The sequence below is a fragment of the Segeticoccus rhizosphaerae genome (genome assembly GCF_005222685.1).
Taxonomy (GTDB): Bacteria; Actinomycetota; Actinomycetes; order Actinomycetales; family Dermatophilaceae; genus Segeticoccus; species Segeticoccus rhizosphaerae.
Genome location: NZ_SWMA01000015.1, coordinates 72,954 through 91,007 on the forward strand (window position 1 = coordinate 72,954; position 18,054 = coordinate 91,007).

An 18,054-nucleotide genomic window follows, 5' to 3' on the forward strand; every position below is an offset into this window, starting at 1 on the left:
GGGGAGCCCGCGGGGGCGGGTAGCGTCGGGCCATGGCTCTCGAACCGTTCGACGCGCTGCGCCGGATCGCCTTCCTGCTCGAGCGCTCCCGCGCCGGCACCTACCGGGTCAAGGCGTTCCGCGGAGCGGCCCAGACGGTCGCCGACACCGAGCCCGACGAATTGCGCAGCCGCGCCGAGGCCGGAACCCTCGGCGACCTTCCGGGGGTCGGCAAGGCGACCGCAGCGGTCATCGAGCAGGCCCTCGCGGGTGAGCACCCGGCATACCTGCAGTCGCTCGAGGAGAAGTCGAGAGGACCGCTGGCCACCGGCGGTGAGGAGCTGCGAGCGGCCCTGCGCGGGGACCTGCACTCGCACTCGGACTGGTCCGACGGCGGTTCGCCGATCGAGGAGATGGTCATGACCGCCATCGAGTTGGGCCACGACTACCAGGTACTCACCGACCACTCGCCGCGGCTCAAGGTCGCCAACGGGCTCGATTCCGCGCGCCTGACCAGGCAGCTCGGCGTCATCGACGCGATCAACAAGCACCTGGACGGCAGCTTCACCCTGCTCAAGGGCATCGAGGTCGACGTCCTCGACGACGGCAGCCTCGACCAGACCGACGACATGCTGGCCAGGCTGGACGTGCGGGTGGCCTCGGTGCACTCCAAGCTCAAGATGGCCAAGGCGGCGATGACCCGGCGGATGGTCGCGGCGGTCCAGAACCCGCGCACCAATGTGCTCGGCCACTGCACGGGGCAGCTCGTCGACGGCGAACGCGGCATCCGCGGCCGCAGCGACTTCGACGCCGGGGCGGTGTTCGCGGCCTGTGCCGAGCACGACGTCGCGGTCGAGATCAACTCCAGGCCCGAGCGGCGAGACCCACCGGACGAGCTGATCTCGCTGGCGCTGGAGCAGGGCTGCCTGTTCTCCATCGACACCGACGCGCACGCCCCCGGACAACTCGACTTCCTCGACTACGGGTGCGCGCGGGCACAGCAGCTCGGCGTGCCGGCCGAACGGGTGGTCAACACGTGGGAGCGCGACCGGCTGCTGGCCTGGGCGAACCCCGGGTAGCCACGCAGCAGCCGCTTTGGAGTTTCGTCGGGGTGTCCCCTATGCTTTCGGAGTCCTCGACGGATCCGAGCTGCTGCTCGCTGGCGGCGAGGGGCCTGATCGAGTATGTCGTTCCTGGTCCCCATCGTCTAGCGGCCTAGGACCCCGCCCTTTCACGGCGGTAGCACGGGTTCGAATCCCGTTGGGGATACGCAGTTCAAGGCCTTACCCAAGGCCCCGTAGCGCAGTTGGTTAGCGCGCCGCCCTGTCACGGCGGAGGTCGCCGGTTCGAGCCCGGTCGGGGTCGCCACCATGGCCCGCAGATCACCAGGTCTGCGGGCCACACCCGTCTCAGGGTGTCGCCGACCCGCCACGCCCCCTCACCTTGCCCGTCCTCTTCGGTCAGGCGATCAGTCGCTCCACCACGAGGGCGCCGCCGATCAGCAGCATCGACAGTCCCGAGAGGAGGCTCACGACCCGCGCTGCGCCGGGCCGGGACACGAACGCCCGGCGCGCCAAGGCGCCCAGGCACAGGTAGAACAGTGCGCACGTCACCGTGAACAGCAGGCCCAGCAGGGTCAACTGGACCGCCAGGGGCCAACCCCGGGACGGGTCGACGAACTGCGGCAGCAGCGCCACGAAGATCAGCAGCGCCTTCGGGTTCAGCCCACTGACGCCGACTCCGGAGAGCACGGCGGCGTGATCGGAGCCGAGTGATCGGCCCCGCGAGGCCGGCGGGCGGTGACCGGCCAGGCCTGTGGCGCCGAGCCACATCAGGTAGAGACCCCCTCCCACCGACAGGACCGTCAGTGCCACCGGGGAGTCCGCGAGCACGGTGCCGAGCCCGGCAGCCACCACCAGCGTCATGGCGGTGTAGCCCAGCGTGAGCCCGGCGGGGGCGGCCAGCACCGAGCGCTCCTGCAACGCGGAGTCAAGCGTGAAGGCCCAGTCCGGTCCCGGGGCGACTATCAGCAGCAGCGCCGTCCCCCAGAACGCGAGCACCGATGCGACCGCCATCACAACATCCCTTCCCACTTCACCGCCTCTTGAGAAGATAGGCGCACTGTGCCCCGAACTGTTTGCGAGTTCAGCCTCGACCCACTCATTCCATGGAAGAATCTCCGCCATGGACGCGATTGATCAACAGATCCTTGCGGAGGTCCAGGAGAACGGCCGGCTGACCATCACCGAGCTCGCAGACCGGGTGGGCCTGAGCCTGTCGCCCTGCCACCGCAGGCTGCGCGAGCTCGAGAGCAGCGGGACGATCCGCGGCTACCGCGCGGTGCTCGACCCCGCCGCCGTCGGCCTCGGATTCGAGGTCCTGGTGTCGGTCACCATGAGGCAGGAGGACAGGCGGACTCTGCTGGCGTTCGAGGAGGCCGTGCGCGAGATCCCCGCGGTGACGCAGGCCCAGCGCCTGTTCGGCGACCCCGACTACCTGCTGCGGGTCGCGGCCGCGGACATTGCGAGCTACCAGCACATCGAGGACGACCAGCTCGCGCTCCTGCCGGGTGTCCAACGACTGACCTCCACCATCGTGATGAAGCAGGTCGTCGAACCGCGCGCGCTCCCCACCCGAGCCTGAGCCGACGGCTGCGGAGGGAGTCAGGCCCCCAGGCGCAGGCCGGTGCGCTGCCGAGGCCGGTGCACCGGCTCCCCCGCGATCCACACTGCCGCGATGTCGGCCACCCCACCGAGCGCGAACACCGTGGCCAACGCGTTCTCGGCGTCCCGAGCGTGCCGGAGCCCGACGTCGAGGGTGCTCCCTTCAGCCGCGCTCACCCAGACCGCGTCGAACTGCTTGCCGACGCCCAGGTCTCCGACCTGGTCAGCCAGGCCGAGACCCGCCGCGCCCGCGGCGGTGGCCAGGTGCAGCAGGTGCACCGGGCCCAACGGCATACCCTCCTCGCCCATCAGCTGCTGCGCGAAATAGGCCTGCAGCCCCTCCTTGAGGAGCGAGAACCCGGTGCCACCGCCCACGTCGGAACCGAGCGCGACCCGCACGCCGTGCTCGAGGTGGCGCCGCAGGGGGAACAACCCGCTGCCGAGGGACGCGTTGCTGGACGGGCAGTGCGCCACCGTGGCGCCCTCGGCCCCGAGGATCGACAGCTCGCGGTCGGTCGGATGCACGTTGTGCGCGAACACGGACCGTCGCCCGACGAGACCGTGCCGGTCGTAGGTGTCGACGTAGTCGTGCGCGTCGTCGAACAGCTCGGCCACCCGGGCGATCTCCGCAAGGTTCTCGTTGACGTGCGAGGTGAACCACGACCCGGGCACGTCCTTCAGCACGGAGGCGCACGCGTCGAGCAGGTCGTCCGTGGCGGAGTAGGAGAACCGCGGGGTCACGGCGTAACGTGCGCGCCCGACGCCGTGCCACCTGCCGGCGAGCTCGCACGAGAGTTCATAGGCCCGGTCCGGAGAGGTCAGCAGCTCCGACGGTCGCAGCAGCCGGTCGCTCACCACGAGGCCGCTGGTGATCCGCAACCCCACCCGCGCGGCCTCCGCGAAGACCTCGTCGACCGCCGGGGCGAAGTGCGCGCCGAAGACCAGCGCCGTGGTCGTCCCCGCCTCGACCAGCCCCCGCACGAACTCGGCTGCCACGCTTCGCGCGTAGGCAGGGTCGGCCAGCCGAGCCTCCTCGGGCAGGGCGCGCTCGTCCAGCCACCGGAGCAACGGCATCCCCAGGCCGCCGATCACCCTGACCTGCGGGAAGTGGACGTGGGTGTCGACGAACCCCGGCAGCAGTATGCCGTCCCGCAGGTCGACGACGTGGTCCTCCGGATGGTCTCCACGCACCTGGGCATAGGCGCCCCGGGCCACGATCTGCCCGTCACGGACGACCAGCCCGGCATCGTCGTCGGCGCGCAGCTCGCCGCCGGTGAACGGGTCGTCGGGGGTGTCGAGGACGCGGGCACGGTAGAGCGTCATCGCCGCACCCCACTGCTCGCGCGGTCCGCCTCGAACACCCGGACCAGCTCTGCCGCCACGCTCACGGCAATGGTCGCCGGGTCCTTGCCGGTGATGCCCGGCGAGCCGATCGGAGTGGTGATCCGGGCCAGGTCGGCCTCGCCGTGGCCCTCCTCGAGCAGCCGCCCGCGGAACCGGCTCCACTTCGCGGGCGACCCGATCAGCCCGATCGAGCCCAGGTGGGCGCAGCGCAGCGCCACGTCGCACAGGGCTGCGTCCTCGGCGTGGTCGTGGGTCATGATCAGCACGTGCGTGCCGCGCGGCACCTGCCCCAGGACGAGCTCGGGCACGGGCGAGTGGTGGACGTGCACCTGAGCGGTGGCGTCGGCGAGGACGGCGAGGCGCTCGTCGGAGACCTGGGCCGCCCGGCTGTCGACCAGGTGCAGCTCGACGTCGTGCCGGGCGAGGATCCTGGCCAGCTCGAGCCCGACGTGTCCGACCCCGAAGACGGCGACCGCAGGCACCACGCGCAGCGGTTCGAGCAGCACAGTGACCTCGCCGCCGCAGCATTGTTGCCCGTGCCGGCTCGGCGCCTTGTCGCTCAGCCCGAGCTCCAGCTGTTCGGGGTCGCGGGCGCCCGCGGCGAGCATCTCGCGCGCCCGCTCGACGACAGTCGCCTCGAGGTTGCCGCCGCCGACGGTGTCCCAGACCTGCTCGGCGCCCACGACCATCTTGGCCCCGGCGCGACGAGGCGCGTGCCCGCGCACCTCGATGAGCGTGACGAGGACGCCCGCCTCGCGGTCGCGACGCAGCCTTTCGACCGCCTGCAGCCAGTGCACCTCAGGTCTCCATCGCCAGCGCGGGCGTCCGGCCGGCCCGCGGGTGCAGGTCCTGCCGGGCACGACCGCCGTCCGAGTCGGCGCAGCGCGCCGCATCCAACGCCCAGTAGACCGCCTCGGGGGTGGCCGGCGAGGCGAGGTGCACCGTCTGCCCGGTCGGCCCGAACGCGGCGGCGGCGCCCCGCAACGCCTCCCGCACGCAGAACGCCAGCATGAGCGGCGGCTCGCCGACGGCCTTGGACCCGTAGACGGCGCCGTCCTCGGCCGCGTCGGCGAACAGCGTGACGTTGAACTCCTCGGGCATCTCCGAGAAGCTCGGCAGCTTGTAGGTGCTCGCGGCCTGGGTCGCCAGCCTGCCACGCGTGGCCCCGTCGCTGTCGTCCCAGCGCAGGTCCTCGAGGGTCAGCCACCCGGCGCCCTGCACGAACCCACCCTCGATCTGGCCGAGGTCGACCAGCGGCGAGAGCGTGTCGCCGACGTCGTGCACGATGTCGACCCGACGGGTCCGGTAGGCACCGGTGAAGCCGTCCACCTCGACCTCGGCCAGGGCAGCGCCGTAGGCGAAGTACTTGAACGGCTCACCCCTGAATCTCGTGCTGTCCCAGTGTAGTCCCTCGGTGCGGTAGTAGCCGGCCGCCGACAGCTGGACCCGCTGCAGGTAGGCCAGCGAGACCAGGTCGGCCCACTCCAGCGGCTCGTGGCTGCTGCCGAGACCGTGCACCCGGCCGTCGGTGAACCGCACGTCCTGCGGCGGCACGGCGAGCACCCCGGCCGCCACCGTGGCAAGCCTGCCCCGGATCTGCTCGCAGGCATCCTTGACCGCGCCGCCGTTGAGATCGGCGCCCGAGCTCGCTGCGGTGGCAGAGGTGTTGGGCACCTTGTCGGTGCGGGTGGGTGCGAGCCGGACGGCCGAGAGCGGCACCCCGAGGGCGGTCGCCGCGACCTGCAGCATCTTGGTGTGCAGGCCCTGTCCCATCTCCGTGCCGCCGTGGTTGATCAGCACCGAGCCGTCCTTGTACACCAGCACGAGCGCGCCGGCCTGGTTGAAGGCGGTGAGGTTGAAAGAGATCCCGAACTTCACCGGTGTCGCCGCGAGTCCCCGCTTGGTGTGGGGGTGTGCCGCGTTGAAGGCCGCCACCTCGACGAGCCGCGACTCGTAGTCACCCTCACGCAGCACCTGGGTCCAGATCTTGCCCATTCGCTCGGCGTGTCGCACGACTTGCCCGTATGGCGTGCACTGCCCCGGCCTGTAGAAGTTGCGTTCGCGGATCTGCTCACCGCTCAGCCCGAACCGCGGCGCCACCTCCCCGAGGATGTTCTCGAGGACGAGCATGCCCTGCGGGCCGCCGAATCCGCGGAACGCGGTCTGGGAGGTCTTGTTGGTCCTGGCGATCCGGCCGTGCACCTCGATGTCGGGCACCCAGTAGGCGTTGTCGACGTGGCACAGCGCCCGCGCCAGCACCGGCTGGGACAGGTCCATGCTCCAGCCACCGTCCGCGGTGAGAGTCGCGCGCAGCGCCTGGATCCGGCCGTCGTCGTCGAAGCCCGCTTCCCACGTGCTGTGGAAGCCGTGCCGCTTCCCGCACAGCGTGAGGTCCTGGTTGCGGTTGAGCCGAACCCGCACCGGGCGGCCGGTGAGCGTCGCACCCAGAGCCGCGATGGCGGCATACCCGTGCGGTTGCATCTCCTTGCCGCCGAAGCCGCCGCCCATGCGCAGGCACTGCACGGTGACCTCGTGGCTGCGCAGGCCGAGGACGTGGGCGACGATCTCCTGGGTCTCCGTCGGGTGCTGCGTGCTGCTCTGGATGAACACCTGCCCGCCGTCCTCGACGAAGGCGAGCGCGGCCTGGGTCTCGAGGTAGAAGTGCTCCTGCCCGGCGAACTCGAACTCGCCGCGGAAGACGTGGGTCGAGCGGGCCAGGCCGGCCTCGGCGTCACCCCGCTGCACGGTGGGCTCGGCGCCCTGGAAGCTCTCCGCGGCGATCGCCTCGGAGAGGGTGACCAGCGAGGGAAGGGGTTCGAGCTCGACCTCGACGGTCGCTGCGCCGAGCCGCGCACCCTCGAGCGTCTCGCCCAGCACCCAACAGACGGTCTGGCCGTAGTACATGACCTCGGACGGGAAGAGCGGCTCGTCGTGGCTGACGCCGGAGTCGTTCGCTCCCGGGACGTCGGCGGCGGTGAGCACCCGCACCACACCGGGCACTTCGAGGGCCGGCCCGGTGCGCAACCGGGTGATGCGTGCGTGGGCGCGGCAGGACTGGACTGGGTAGGCGTGCAGCGGGCCCTGGGTGCGCGCGACGAGGTCATCGGTGTAGAGGGCGGCGCCGGTGACGTGCAGCCGCGCGCTCTCGTGCGGCACCTCCACGCCCACGACCGGGTTGACCGGGCGTTCGGAAAGCTGGCTCATGATCCGACCTCCTGGGGCGTGGTGCTCTCGGCGTGGATCCGCAGCAGCGACTGGCCGAGCACGGCCGCGCGGTAGCGGGCGCTGGCACGGTGGTCGTCCAGGGGCGTGCCCTCGGCCGCCATCACCTCGGCGGCCCGCCGGACGGTGGCCTCGTCCCATGGCCTGCCGACCAGTGCCGCTTCCGTTTCCAAGGCGCGGATCGGGGTGGCGGCGACGCCGCCGAGGCCGATGCTGGCCCGCGCGACAACCCCATCACCGACATCGAGTGCGTAGCCGACCGCGACGCTCGAGATGTCGTCGAACCGGCGTTTGGCGATCTTGTGGAACGCGGTGATCTGGGCCAGCGGCAAGGGAATCCGGACCGCGCGGATCAGCTCGTCGGGCCGCCGAGCGCTGCGGCGATAGCCGGTGAAGTATGCCGTGAGGGGCACCTCACGCTCCCCCCGGCTCGACGCGAGCACGACGGTCGCGTCGAGCGCGAGCAGTGCCGGCGGGGCGTCGCCGATCGGGCTCCCGGTGCCGAGATTGCCCCCGAGGGTGGCCCCGTTGCGGATCAACCGGGAGGCGAACTGCGGAAACATCTGGTCCAGCAGGGGAATCCGGCCGGCGAGATAGCGTTCGATCTCGGAAAGAGTCAGGCCCGCACCGAGCTCGATGGCTTGCGCGCCGACCTCGAAGGTGCGCAACTCCTCCAGCCGGTCGACGGCGACGACCAGAGCGCTGCGGCTGCCGCGGAGGTTGACGTCGACCCCCCAGTCGCTGGCACCCGCGACAACCGTCGCCTCCGGGCGCGAGGCCAACAGCGCGAGAGCCTCGGACAGATCTGCCGGACGGACGAACTCACCGTCCGGGCCCGCGAACCGCGTCGGCCGAGCGATGGGGGCAGGGCGCTCGCGGCGACGTGCGAAGGGGTCGTCCGGCGTTGGTGAGCCCACGGCATACGCGGCGTCGCGGATGGGGCGGTAGCCGGTGCAGCGGCACAGGTTGCCGGAGAGGGCGTGCAGGTCGAAACCGTTGGGGCCGCGCTCGCTCTCGTGACCGCCCTCGCCCGTGGGCTGCCGGTCCGAGCGGTAGTACTCGGCGGCCATGCTGCAGACGAACCCGGGCGTGCAGTAGCCGCACTGCGACCCGCCCCGGAGGGCCATCTCCTGCTGGACCGGGTGCAGGTCGTCGGCGTCGGCCAGCCCCTCGGAGGTGACCAGCTCCTGCCCGTCGAGCGTCGCGGCGGGCACCAGGCAGGCGTTGACCGCGGTCCACATCGTGCCGCCCTGCCCGTCGGGTCGGGCCACGAGCACGGCGCAGGCCCCGCACTCGCCCTCCGCGCAGCCCTCCTTGGCACCGGTGAGGCCGTGGTCGCGCAACCAGTCCAGCGCCGTGGTGTGCGCGGACGCGCCCTCGAGGGTGAGCGCCCGCCCGTTGACGGTTGCCTGCCGAGGATCCATGGTCGAGCTCCTTCGCCGCCCTGGTGCCATCATCTGCCCCTCACGGCGTCCTGCACAGGCGCGAGGGGGCATGGTTGCGAGGAAGAAGTCGCCGAGCTGGTTATCCATGCCGAACAGCGCGGCGGCGTGCCGCCGACGCTACCTGCCCTCCCGGCCCGCGGCCAGCGATTTGGCGACGACTCCGTCGGTGTGGCGGGGTGCGCCTCCGCCGGTGCCGCGGGTCGAGCGTGGTCTCGCGCCGGGCCCTTCCCGTGGTGGCCGAGCCGGCCTTGGCTGGGGGGCCCGAGGGCGCGCGATGGTCCGGTATAGTGAGCCGCGCGCCAGGCCCACCTGGCGTTACGTTTGCGCTGGACGGGGGAGATCTCCTCGTTGGCGCAAACGCGGCCAGGTAGCTCAGTTGGTACGAGCGTCCGACTGAAAATCGGAAGGTCGGCGGTTCGACCCCGCCCCTGGCCACCCCCCGAAACCGCAGGTCAGAGGCCCTCTGACCTGCGGTTTTGTCCGTCCGGAGTCCGACCCCGATCGAGGCCTCACTGACCGCGAGTGACCCCGAATAGCCCCGATTCGCCAAGAGATGTTGCACGAGATGTTGCACGAACTCTTGACGTCAAGAGATTTTCTCGACCGGTCAGCTCAGCCGCTGACGTGAGACTCCGGGAGGATCGTCGGGTCGCACCAGTCCAGGGCCAGCCACAGGTCGACTCGTACCTCCGGTTCGCTGAGGTCGAGCTCGAGGAGGGTGCCGATCTTGGCGATCCGATTGCGGACGGTGTTGCGGTGGACGGAGAGGACGGCCGCGGTGTGGTCCCAGTGGCCGCCGGTTTGAAGCCAGGTGCGCAACGTGGTGAGCAGTTGGGCGGCCTCCCCGTCCGGCCGGCCCAGGAGTGGCGCGAGACGTTCGGTCGCGAAGGCTTGCGCGGCCCGCTGGTCCACGAGGTCCTGAACGCGTGCAGGTGGTCGTCTGGGCCCCGTGCCGTGGGCGACCGTGGTGGCAGCCTGACGACGCCGCGCTTGTCGGGCCGCGGCGGGAAGCGCGGCCCACGCACACGGGTCGGAAAGCCCGACTGAGCAGGACTCCGCAGTCAGTTGGCGCGCGATCCGCTCGGGGTCAGCGGACTCGGGTGAAATCGCCAGGGTGAGCTGTCCATCGTCAATGCGCAGGACGGTCGCCAAAGTGGTGGTCAGGTTGTCCCGCCATGAAGGCAGGTCCTGTCCCCGGGGCGGGCTACACGCCAGGACCCGCCATCGGCCATCCAGCGGCTGCCCGAAGGTGTCGGCCGCGGGTGCTTCCAGACACTCGGCGGGCCCGCCGACGGCAGCGCGTGCCACCGCTTCTCCCAGGGCACGCAACCGTGCCGTGGAAACGTGGCCAGACACGAGAGCAATGACCGTTGCGGCGACGTTCACGATCCCGGCGGTTTCCGGCGGCAGCTGGGTCGAGGAGGCGACCACGAGCACCATCGAGCGCCCTGACACCGTGAGCAGTTGCGCCAGGATGTGCAGGCCGGGCTCGTGCACGGCGACCGACGGGTGCGACGACCGGGACTCCAGCAGTTGAGCGACGACCGCCTCGATGTCGGAGTTCGTCGCGGGCCCCTGGGTGGCCCCGGACTGGAGGTAATCGCCCTGCTGCGGGTCACGGAGCAGCACGGCCGTGTCGAGGTGGGCGGCCAGGGTGTTCACGATGGACTGCAGGGGATCTGGACGAGTAGCGGCGGCGACGATCTTGTGTTGAAGACTTGCCGTCACGGTGGCTTGGCGAAGGAGCGCGCGCTCGAGTTCGCGCACGTGTGCCTCACTGATGGCGATGAAGGGCACGGTCGGCGGGACCTGCAGCAGCAGCAACCCGTGAGCCTGACACGCGGTGATCAGCCGCGGAGGCACGTTGCGGTAGACCGGGTCGATCCCGAACCCGAGCCCGACGGCGCCCGCTTTGGCCAGGCGAGCGACGTACGCATTGGTGTCGGCCGCGGTCCGTGGCAGGTGGACGCCGGCGCTCAGGAGCAGCTCCCGGCCGCGCAGGTACGGGGTGGGGTCGGTCAGTTCGCTGACGTGCACCCAACGGACCGGCTGGTGCAGGTCGGCACCTTCGACTAGCACTGCCAGCGACGGTAGCGCTCGGAGGAGGTCGGCGATCGTGACGAGCGGCCGCACGATGGACGGAACATCCAAGATTGACTCGCTCATGTGCGAAATCTACAGCAGCGGGCGTAGGACTTCTCGGCTCATACTTGGTGGCAACTGCTCGGCCTCGCCAAGGAAGTGAGCCCCGGACATGTCTACTTCAGATGTCACCTCCCGCGGTCGACGGGTGGTGGAGGTCCGCTCCATCGATTACGTGCCGCCATCGGAACGACGCGGCAAAGTCTGGCACCAGGGTCCCTTCTGGTTCACCGGCAACTTCGTCCTCGCCACCATGGTCACCGGGTTCATCGGCCCGTCCCTTGGGTTGGCGGTCGGCTGGTCGGTTCTCGCAGTGAGCCTCGGCGCCTCCTTCGGGACGCTCTTCATGTGCTTCCACGCCAATCAGGGCCCCACGATGGGGCTGCCACAGATGATCCAGTCGCGGGCCCAGTGGGGTGTGCGCGGTGCGATCGTCCCGTTCATCGCCGTGGTGTTCGTCTACATCGGGTTCAACGTGTTCGACGTCATCCTGGCCGCCGAAGGGTTCGACACCATCTTGTCCGCCCCGGACGCCGTCTGGTACGTCATCCTCATCGCGGTGGCGGTGATCATCGCGGTCGTCGGCTTCGACCTGATGATGCTGGTGCAGCGGTGGCTGAGCTACCTGTTGATCGCGGTGTTCGCGGTCATCACGATCCAGGCGGTCGCAACGTTGGACCTCGGCTCACAGATCCCGCAGGGCGGCAGCTTCTCCGCGTCCTCGTTCCTGGTGGTGTTCGCGGCCGCGGCCGGATACCAGATCTCCTACGCGGTCTACGTGTCTGACTACTCGCGCTACCTGCCGGAGGACTCCAGCACGGCCGGGGTGATCTGGTGGACCTACCTGGGCGCCGCAGGGTCCGCGATCTGGCTGATGTCGCTGGGCGCGGTGCTCGGTTCGGCGCTACCGAGCCAGGACGCGGTCGCCACCGTCCGGCACGTGGGCAACTCCCTGTTCTCCGGGTTCGGCACCTTCGCCGTCATCGTCTCCGCAATCGCGCTGGTGACCATCATGTCGGTCAATGCCTACGGGGCGATGCTGACCAGCGCGAGCGCCGTGGATGCGTTTAGACCGGTGAACCCGACGGTGCGGTTGCGCGTCATCGGCATCGTCGCGATCTCCGTGGTCGTGTTCGTTGTCGCCTTGGCCATCCCGGCGAACTACCTGGGCAGCTTCAACAACTTTGTCATCCTGATGCTGTACTTCCTGGTTCCGTGGACCGCCGTGAATCTGGTCGACTTCTACTTCGTCCGACACGGCCACTACGCGATCACGGAGATCTTCAACCCCGACGGCATCTACCACCGCTGGGCCTGGCGCGGCCTGGTCGCCTACTTCGCCGGGTTGGTCTGCATGATCCCCTTCGTCTCACTGACCTTCTTCCAGGGGCCGGTCACCAAGGCGCTGAACGGGGCGGACATCTCGTTCGCGATCGGACTGGCCGTCGCCGGCGGCCTCTACTACCTGTTCTCCCGAAACCTCGACCTGTCCGCCGAGGCGGAGGCCGTCCGGAGCAGCCGCGCCGCGCTCGTCGAGCCCACCACATGACCAGCCCGAGCGCCGTGGACGGCGACCCGGCCACGGTGGTGGCCTGCTGCCAGCTGGCCCTGCAGGTCGGCGACCTGGAAGGCAACCGGGCCCGAGCGGACGCCGCGATCGAGCAGGCCGCGGCCACCGGCGCCACGATCGTGGTCCTGCCCGAGCTGGCGACCAGCGGGTACGCGTTCATGGACGCTGACCAGGCGCGGGCCTTGGCCGAACCGGTCCCCGGGCCGTCCACCGACCACTGGCACGAACTGGCCGAGCGACTCGACGTGACCGTCATCGGAGGGATCTGCGAAGACGGCGGGGACGGCGCCTTGTTCAACACCGCCGCCGTGGTGAACCGGGACGGGGTCCGGGCGATCTACCGCAAGGTGCACCTGTGGGACCGGGAGAAGCTCGTGTTCACCCCAGGGGACCAGCCCCCGCCCGTCCTCGACGTGGACGGCCACCTCGTCGCCGTGATGATCTGCTACGACCTGGAGTTCCCCGAATGGGTCCGCCTGCCCGCGCTGGCCGGCGCGCAACTGCTGTGCGCCCCAGCCAACTGGCCGGACCTTCCGCGTCCGACCGGGGAACGACCCGCCGAGGTCGTCCGTGTCCAGGCCTCGGCGGCGATCAACCGCATGTTCATCGCCGCATGTGACCGGGTCGGTCCCGAGCGAGGGGTCGATTGGGTCGGCGGGTCCGTCATCGTCGACGCCGACGGGTGGCCTCTGGCCGGCGGCTCGGCCTCGACCACCACGCAGGTTCTGACTGCACCGTGTCGGCTGAACGAAGCACGAGACAAGACGATCAGCGACCACAACGACGTGATCACCGACCGACGACCGAGCCTGTACACATCGGTGATCACCCAGGAGGACGCCCCATGACTCCGAGTCCGCAGACACCGCAGGGACCGGTGGACGCCACCAAGATCCCGCGCTACGCCGGACCGCCGACCTTCGCCCGGCTCCCCCGCCTTGATGAGGTCCCGGACGCCGACATCGCGATCCTAGGGATCCCCTTCGACAGCGGTGTCAGCTACCGCCCCGGCGCCAGGTTCGGGCCCGAGCACATCCGTGCCTCCTCCAAGCTGCTGCGCCCCTACAACCCCGCACTGGACACCTCCCCGTTCGCGCGAATGCAGGTCGCCGACGCCGGAGACCTGGCGATCAACCCTTTCGACATCGCCGAAGCCATCGAGCAGATCCAGACCGGAGCCACCCGGGTGGCCACCGGCGACCGCCGCCTGCTGGTCCTCGGGGGAGACCACACCATCGCCCTGCCCCTGCTGCGCGTCGCCGCCGAACGACACGGGCCGGTGGCCGTGGTGCACTTCGACGCGCACCTGGACACCTGGGACACCTACTTCGGTGCGCCCTACACGCACGGGACCCCTTTCCGCCGCGCCTCCGAAGAGGGGCTGCTGGACAAGTCCCGCTGCCTGCACGTGGGCACCCGCGGCCCGCTCTACGCCGACACCGACCTGGCCGACGACACCCACCTGGGCTTCCAGGTCCTGCCCAGCACCGACTTCACCGTGCACCCCCTGCCCGACCTCATCACCCGCATGAAACAGCGCCTCGGAGACGGCCCGGTGTACCTCTCGGTCGACATCGACGTGCTCGACCCTGCCCACGCGCCCGGCACCGGCACACCCGAGGCAGGCGGTCTGACGTCACGTGAGCTGCTGGCCATGCTGCGAGCGATGACGGACCTGAACCTGGTCGGCGCGGACATCGTCGAGGTGGCGCCGGCCTACGACCACGTCCAGATCACCGGCATCGCCGCCGCACACGTCGCCTACGAGATCCTGTCCGCCATCAGTCTGGCCAGCCGGACCTTCTAACCCGGGAGGCGCCCTGGCGGCCGCCTACTAGCGCACGGCCGCTTTGAGAGGGCGGGCCAAGGGCGTTCTCGGCCTGCGAGGATCTACCGGATCCGCCTGTGACCTGCGCAAACGCTCTTCACCGTCTCGCGGCACTTCGCGCCGATTCTCGTTGTCATGTATACCCCCTTGTGTACCCGCCTGCGCTTGGTCCGGGGGTTGATTCTCCCTGGAGGGTCGACGCGTCACGCCGTCGAGACCTACGCCTGAAGGTGGGTCCATCGGTGCACCGGTCCCGGATGTTCACTTGTGTTTTAAGCCTCGAATACGGGCGAAGTGCCGCTCGGGCGACGGCTAGGCAGCGGCGGCCCGTGCGCGTTCGTCCCGGCATCCACCCAGTCAGGGAGACCGGGAAGACCTTCAGTCGCTCGACCAGCTTGTTGACGGTCTGCTTGCCGCAATGGAGCTTGGTCAGGAGGACCGGGAAGACGGCCGCCTTGATGACGGCGCCGATGGCCTCCTGCGCGGCCGCAATGGAGCCCGGTCAGGAAGACCGGGAAGACACGCCCTGCACGTGCCGCTTGATCCGCGGCTCCATGCCGCAATGGAGCCCGGTCAGGGAAGACCGGGAAGACGGGTCAGGAGTCGATGGGGAAGCGGACGCCGTCGAGGCGGCAATGGAGCCCGGTCAGGAAGACCGGGAAGACGAGGCTGCATTCGGGCGACCCGCACCGCTACCCACCGCCGCAATGGAGCCCGGTCAGGAAGACCGGGAAGACCGGCTGCTGGGACGCGCACAACCTCATGCCGACCGTGCCGCAATGGAGCCCGGTCAGGAAGACCGGGAAGACCACAGCGGTCCTCATGGAGGCGCAGCAGGTGGTCCTGCCGCAATGGAGCCCGGTCAGGAAGACCGGGAAGACCGGCCGGGCCACTTGGGCGGCCACGACCCGACGCGAGTGCCGCAATGGAGCCCGGTCAGGAAGACCGGGAAGACGGGATGACTCATCAGTGCGGCACGACCGGATAGCGGCGCGCGCCGCAATGGAGCCCGGTCAGGAAGACCGGGAAGACTCGACTCGCTCCGCGACGACCTCGAGGCCGCGCAGATGCCGCAATGGAGCCCGGTCAGGAAGACCGGGAAGACGCCCTGCCCCGAGTGCGGCCAGCCGATGAGCGAACGGCCGCAATGGAGCCCGGTCAGGAAGACCGGGAAGACTACGAGATCACCGTGCCGAAGATCGCCGACTACATGCCGCAATGGAGCCCGGTCAGGAAGACCGGGAAGACACGAGCTGGACCCGCTGACGGGCCGCCGGCTGAAGTCGCCGCAATGGAGCCCGGTCAGGAAGACCGGGAAGACCTGCAGGCCCGGACCATTCGCATCCGTCAGTCGTGGCCGCAATGGAGCCCGGTCAGGAAGACCGGGAAGACACGAGCTGGACCCGCTGACGGGCCGCCGGCTGAAGTCGCCGCAATGGAGCCCGGTCAGGAAGACCGGGAAGACGCCAGTCCAACCTGATCAACTGCCCCGGAACGGACTTGCCGCAATGGAGCCCGGTCAGGAAGACCGGGAAGACCCGGTTGGGCGGCCGCCACCAACGCGGACCCGGCCGTGCCGCAATGGAGCCCGGTCAGGAAGACCGGGAAGACCCGGCGAGTCCCGCGAGATGATCGCCCACCGCACCGGCCGCAATGGAGCCCGGTCAGGAAGACCGGGAAGACCAACCTCGGGCCGACGTACTCACAGACCGGGTTCCAGCCGCAATGGAGCCCGGTCAGGAAGACCGGGAAGACCCCGTCAACGGGCGGGTGCGGATCGTCGCCACCATCCAGCCGCAATGGAGCCCGGTCAGGAAGACCGGGAAGACCAAGCGGACCCAGTCCGCGGTCCTCTCGCAGATGCGGCCGCAATGGAGCCCGGTCAGGAAGACCGGGAAGACTCGTTCGAGGACGTACTGGCGCGGGCAGTGCTGGTAGGCCGCAATGGAGCCCGGTCAGGAAGACCGGGAAGACGTGGCTCCTCGGTCACATCATGCAGTGGTGGAGGTGCCGCAATGGAGCCCGGTCAGGAAGACCGGGAAGACCGGTTGCATCGGGGCCGGCCTTTCCTCGGGCAGTAGGAGCCGCAATGGAGCCCGGTCAGGAAGACCGGGAAGACCTTCAAGTCGGGCGCCTACCGCCGGTTCCTGGGCGGGCCGCAATGGAGCCCGGTCAGGAAGACCGGGAAGACAACTCCCGCGCCGTCTATGACGCCGTCGACGCACTCGCCGCAATGGAGCCCGGTCAGGAAGACCGGGAAGACGACGTCGCTGCTGCTGGCGGTCCTGACGATCGACGCGCCGCAATGGAGCCCGGTCAGGAAGACCGGGAAGACGCCCAGGTCTGGGGCAAGGCTCGCGTCAGGGTGTTGTGGCCGCAATGGAGCCCGGTCAGGAAGACCGGGAAGACGCGGGCGGCGGTGTTGCCGCCGGCCACCTCGTAGCGGCCGCAATGGAGCCCGGTCAGGAAGACCGGGAAGACAGACGCCGCAGGGCAAGGGCGATGAGGCGATCGTCTTGCCGCAATGGAGCCCGGTCAGGAAGACCGGGAAGACCCCAAGAACTGGACACCGGTTCGATCGCCGCCCTGATGGCCGCAATGGAGCCCGGTCAGGAAGACCGGGAAGACCCTTACCGAGACGCTCCACCGTCCCGTCGTCATACAGGCCGCAATGGAGCCCGGTCAGGAAGACCGGGAAGACCCGCTGCGTCACATGCGCGGTCTGCCGCGACCTGATCGCCGCAATGGAGCCCGGTCAGGAAGACCGGGAAGACACGCCGATGCCGAGTCGGTGACGCACGTCCGCCTGGTGCCGCAATGGAGCCCGGTCAGGAGGGGCCTGACCCTGAATCTTGGACACGCTGATTCCAGCCTTGGGCTGGGGAAGCGAGATGATCAGGACCATGGCCCGTAAGAATTACTCTGAGGAGTTTCGTCGTCAGGCCGTCGACTTGTACGAGTCCACTCCGGGCGCGACGGTGCGTAGCATCGCGGCGGATCTGGGGATTGTGCGTGGCACGCTGCGTCAGTGGCTGGCCGCGTACGGGACGGGCAAGAAGACCGCGGCTGATGGTAGCCCTGCTCGTAGCCCGTTGGCGGCCCGGACCGTGCCGGTGGAGGCCGGCAGGGAGGGCGAGTCTGCGCAAGAGCGGATCGCTCGTCTGGAGGCGGAGAACGCGGCGTTGCGGGCGGAGAAGACCAAGCTGGTCACCGAGCGCGAGATCTTGCAGAAGGCGGCGAAATATTTCGCCGGGGAGACGATCTGGTGAACCGCTTCCAGTTCGTCGCCGACCACCAGCACGCCTTCGAGGTGAAGCGGTTGTGTCAGCTGGTCGAGGTCTGTCGGTCCTCGTTCTACGCGTGGAGGGAGGCTGCGCCCGCTCGCGCGGCCCGAGCCGTCAGGGACACTCAGCTGGTGGAGCGGATCCGAGACCTGCACGAGGACGACAACACGGTCGGGGTGCCGCGGGTGACGGCGGAGCTCAACGACGGCGCGTCGCCCGATGAGCGGGTCAATCACAAGCGCGTCGCGCGGGTGATGCGCCTGCACGGGATCCGCGGATACCAACGCCGGCGGAAGGTGGTCACCACCGTGCCGGACCCCGCGGATCAGAAGGTCCCGGACCTGCTGGGGCGTGACTTCACGGCAGACGCCCCAAACTGCCGTTATGTCGGCGATATCACGTACCTGCCGTTGGCCGAGGGCAGCAACCTGTACCTGGCGACGGTCATCGACTGCTTCTCGCGCCGCCTGGTCGGATGGTCCCTGGCCTCCCACATGCGCACCGAGCTGATCGAGGACGCGTTGAAGGATGCGGCCGCGACTCGTGGCAGCCTAGCCGGTGCCACGTTCCACTCGGA

General features: G+C 69.7%; 11 protein-coding genes, 3 tRNA genes, 1 pseudogene and 1 CRISPR repeat array. Of the genes and pseudogenes, 9 read left to right on the forward strand and 6 right to left on the reverse strand.

The features are described from left to right. Positions 1-32: 32 nt before the first annotated feature. From FCN22_RS11935 to FCN22_RS11945, 3 genes are all read left to right on the forward strand, one after another. Positions 33-1,058, forward strand: a complete 1,026-nt coding sequence (locus FCN22_RS11935; RefSeq protein WP_137121776.1) for a PHP domain-containing protein — start codon at positions 33-35, stop codon at positions 1,056-1,058. A 117-nt stretch (positions 1,059-1,175) separates the two neighbouring features. Then, positions 1,176-1,248: transfer RNA gene (locus tag FCN22_RS11940), tRNA-Glu, on the forward strand. Between the two features lie 22 nt (positions 1,249-1,270). Then, positions 1,271-1,347 (forward strand) — tRNA-Asp (locus tag FCN22_RS11945). Positions 1,348-1,439: 92 nt separating this feature from the next. Here FCN22_RS11945 and FCN22_RS11950 read toward each other — a convergent pair. Beyond that, complete coding sequence (locus FCN22_RS11950; protein ID WP_137121777.1) at positions 1,440-2,054, reverse strand: LysE family translocator; 615 nt, start codon at positions 2,052-2,054, stop codon at positions 1,440-1,442. A gap of 109 nt (positions 2,055-2,163) precedes the next feature. Between FCN22_RS11950 and FCN22_RS11955 the strand changes: the two genes are divergently transcribed. Next, a complete protein-coding gene (locus FCN22_RS11955; RefSeq protein WP_137121778.1) occupies positions 2,164-2,622 on the forward strand; it encodes an Lrp/AsnC family transcriptional regulator in 459 nt (152 codons plus the stop codon). 20 nt (positions 2,623-2,642) lie between these two features. Here the strand turns inward: FCN22_RS11955 and guaD are convergent, their stop codons facing one another. Genes guaD through FCN22_RS11975 form a run of 4 tightly spaced genes read right to left on the reverse strand, consistent with a single transcriptional unit; the run spans position 2,643 to position 8,632 of the window. Continuing rightward, complete coding sequence (gene guaD / locus FCN22_RS11960) at positions 2,643-3,965, reverse strand: guanine deaminase (RefSeq protein ID WP_137121779.1); 1,323 nt, start codon at positions 3,963-3,965, stop codon at positions 2,643-2,645. After that, entirely contained in the window at positions 3,962-4,783 is an 822-nt protein-coding gene (gene xdhC / locus FCN22_RS11965) for a xanthine dehydrogenase accessory protein XdhC (protein ID WP_137121780.1), read from the reverse strand. The genes guaD and xdhC overlap by 4 nt, the downstream gene beginning before the upstream one ends. A gap of 1 nt (position 4,784) precedes the next feature. Continuing rightward, on the reverse strand, positions 4,785-7,190 hold the full coding sequence (xdhB, locus tag FCN22_RS11970) for a xanthine dehydrogenase molybdopterin binding subunit (protein ID WP_137121781.1): 2,406 nt from the start codon (positions 7,188-7,190) through the stop codon (positions 4,785-4,787). Beyond that, complete coding sequence (locus FCN22_RS11975; protein WP_137121782.1) at positions 7,187-8,632, reverse strand: xanthine dehydrogenase small subunit; 1,446 nt, start codon at positions 8,630-8,632, stop codon at positions 7,187-7,189. Before FCN22_RS11975 ends, xdhB begins: the two co-directional genes overlap by 4 nt. A 382-nt stretch (positions 8,633-9,014) precedes the next feature. On the opposite strand from FCN22_RS11975, the gene FCN22_RS11980 reads away from it, so the two are divergent. Continuing rightward, a tRNA-Phe gene (locus FCN22_RS11980) sits at positions 9,015-9,088 on the forward strand. Positions 9,089-9,265: 177 nt separating this feature from the next. Here the strand turns inward: FCN22_RS11980 and FCN22_RS11985 are convergent. Continuing rightward, complete coding sequence (locus FCN22_RS11985) at positions 9,266-10,819, reverse strand: PucR family transcriptional regulator (RefSeq protein ID WP_137121783.1); 1,554 nt, start codon at positions 10,817-10,819, stop codon at positions 9,266-9,268. An 88-nt stretch (positions 10,820-10,907) separates the two neighbouring features. On the opposite strand from FCN22_RS11985, the gene FCN22_RS11990 reads away from it, so the two are divergent. The 4 genes and pseudogenes from FCN22_RS11990 to FCN22_RS12005 all read left to right on the forward strand — a co-directional run. Then, positions 10,908-12,344: a purine-cytosine permease family protein gene (locus FCN22_RS11990; RefSeq protein WP_137121784.1), complete on the forward strand. Its 1,437-nt coding sequence runs from the start codon at positions 10,908-10,910 to the stop codon at positions 12,342-12,344. Continuing rightward, complete coding sequence (locus tag FCN22_RS11995; RefSeq protein ID WP_137121785.1) at positions 12,341-13,213, forward strand: nitrilase-related carbon-nitrogen hydrolase; 873 nt, start codon at positions 12,341-12,343, stop codon at positions 13,211-13,213. Before FCN22_RS11990 ends, FCN22_RS11995 begins: the two co-directional genes overlap by 4 nt. Beyond that, positions 13,210-14,172: an agmatinase gene (gene speB / locus FCN22_RS12000; RefSeq protein WP_137121786.1), complete on the forward strand. Its 963-nt coding sequence runs from the start codon at positions 13,210-13,212 to the stop codon at positions 14,170-14,172. The genes FCN22_RS11995 and speB overlap by 4 nt, the downstream gene beginning before the upstream one ends. A gap of 650 nt (positions 14,173-14,822) precedes the next feature. Then, positions 14,823-16,967: direct repeats of the CRISPR family, unit length 36 nt; unit sequence GCCGCAATGGAGCCCGGTCAGGAAGACCGGGAAGAC. 129 nt (positions 16,968-17,096) lie between these two features. Further along, positions 17,097-18,054: pseudogene (locus tag FCN22_RS12005) on the forward strand (IS3 family transposase); the annotation flags it as partial.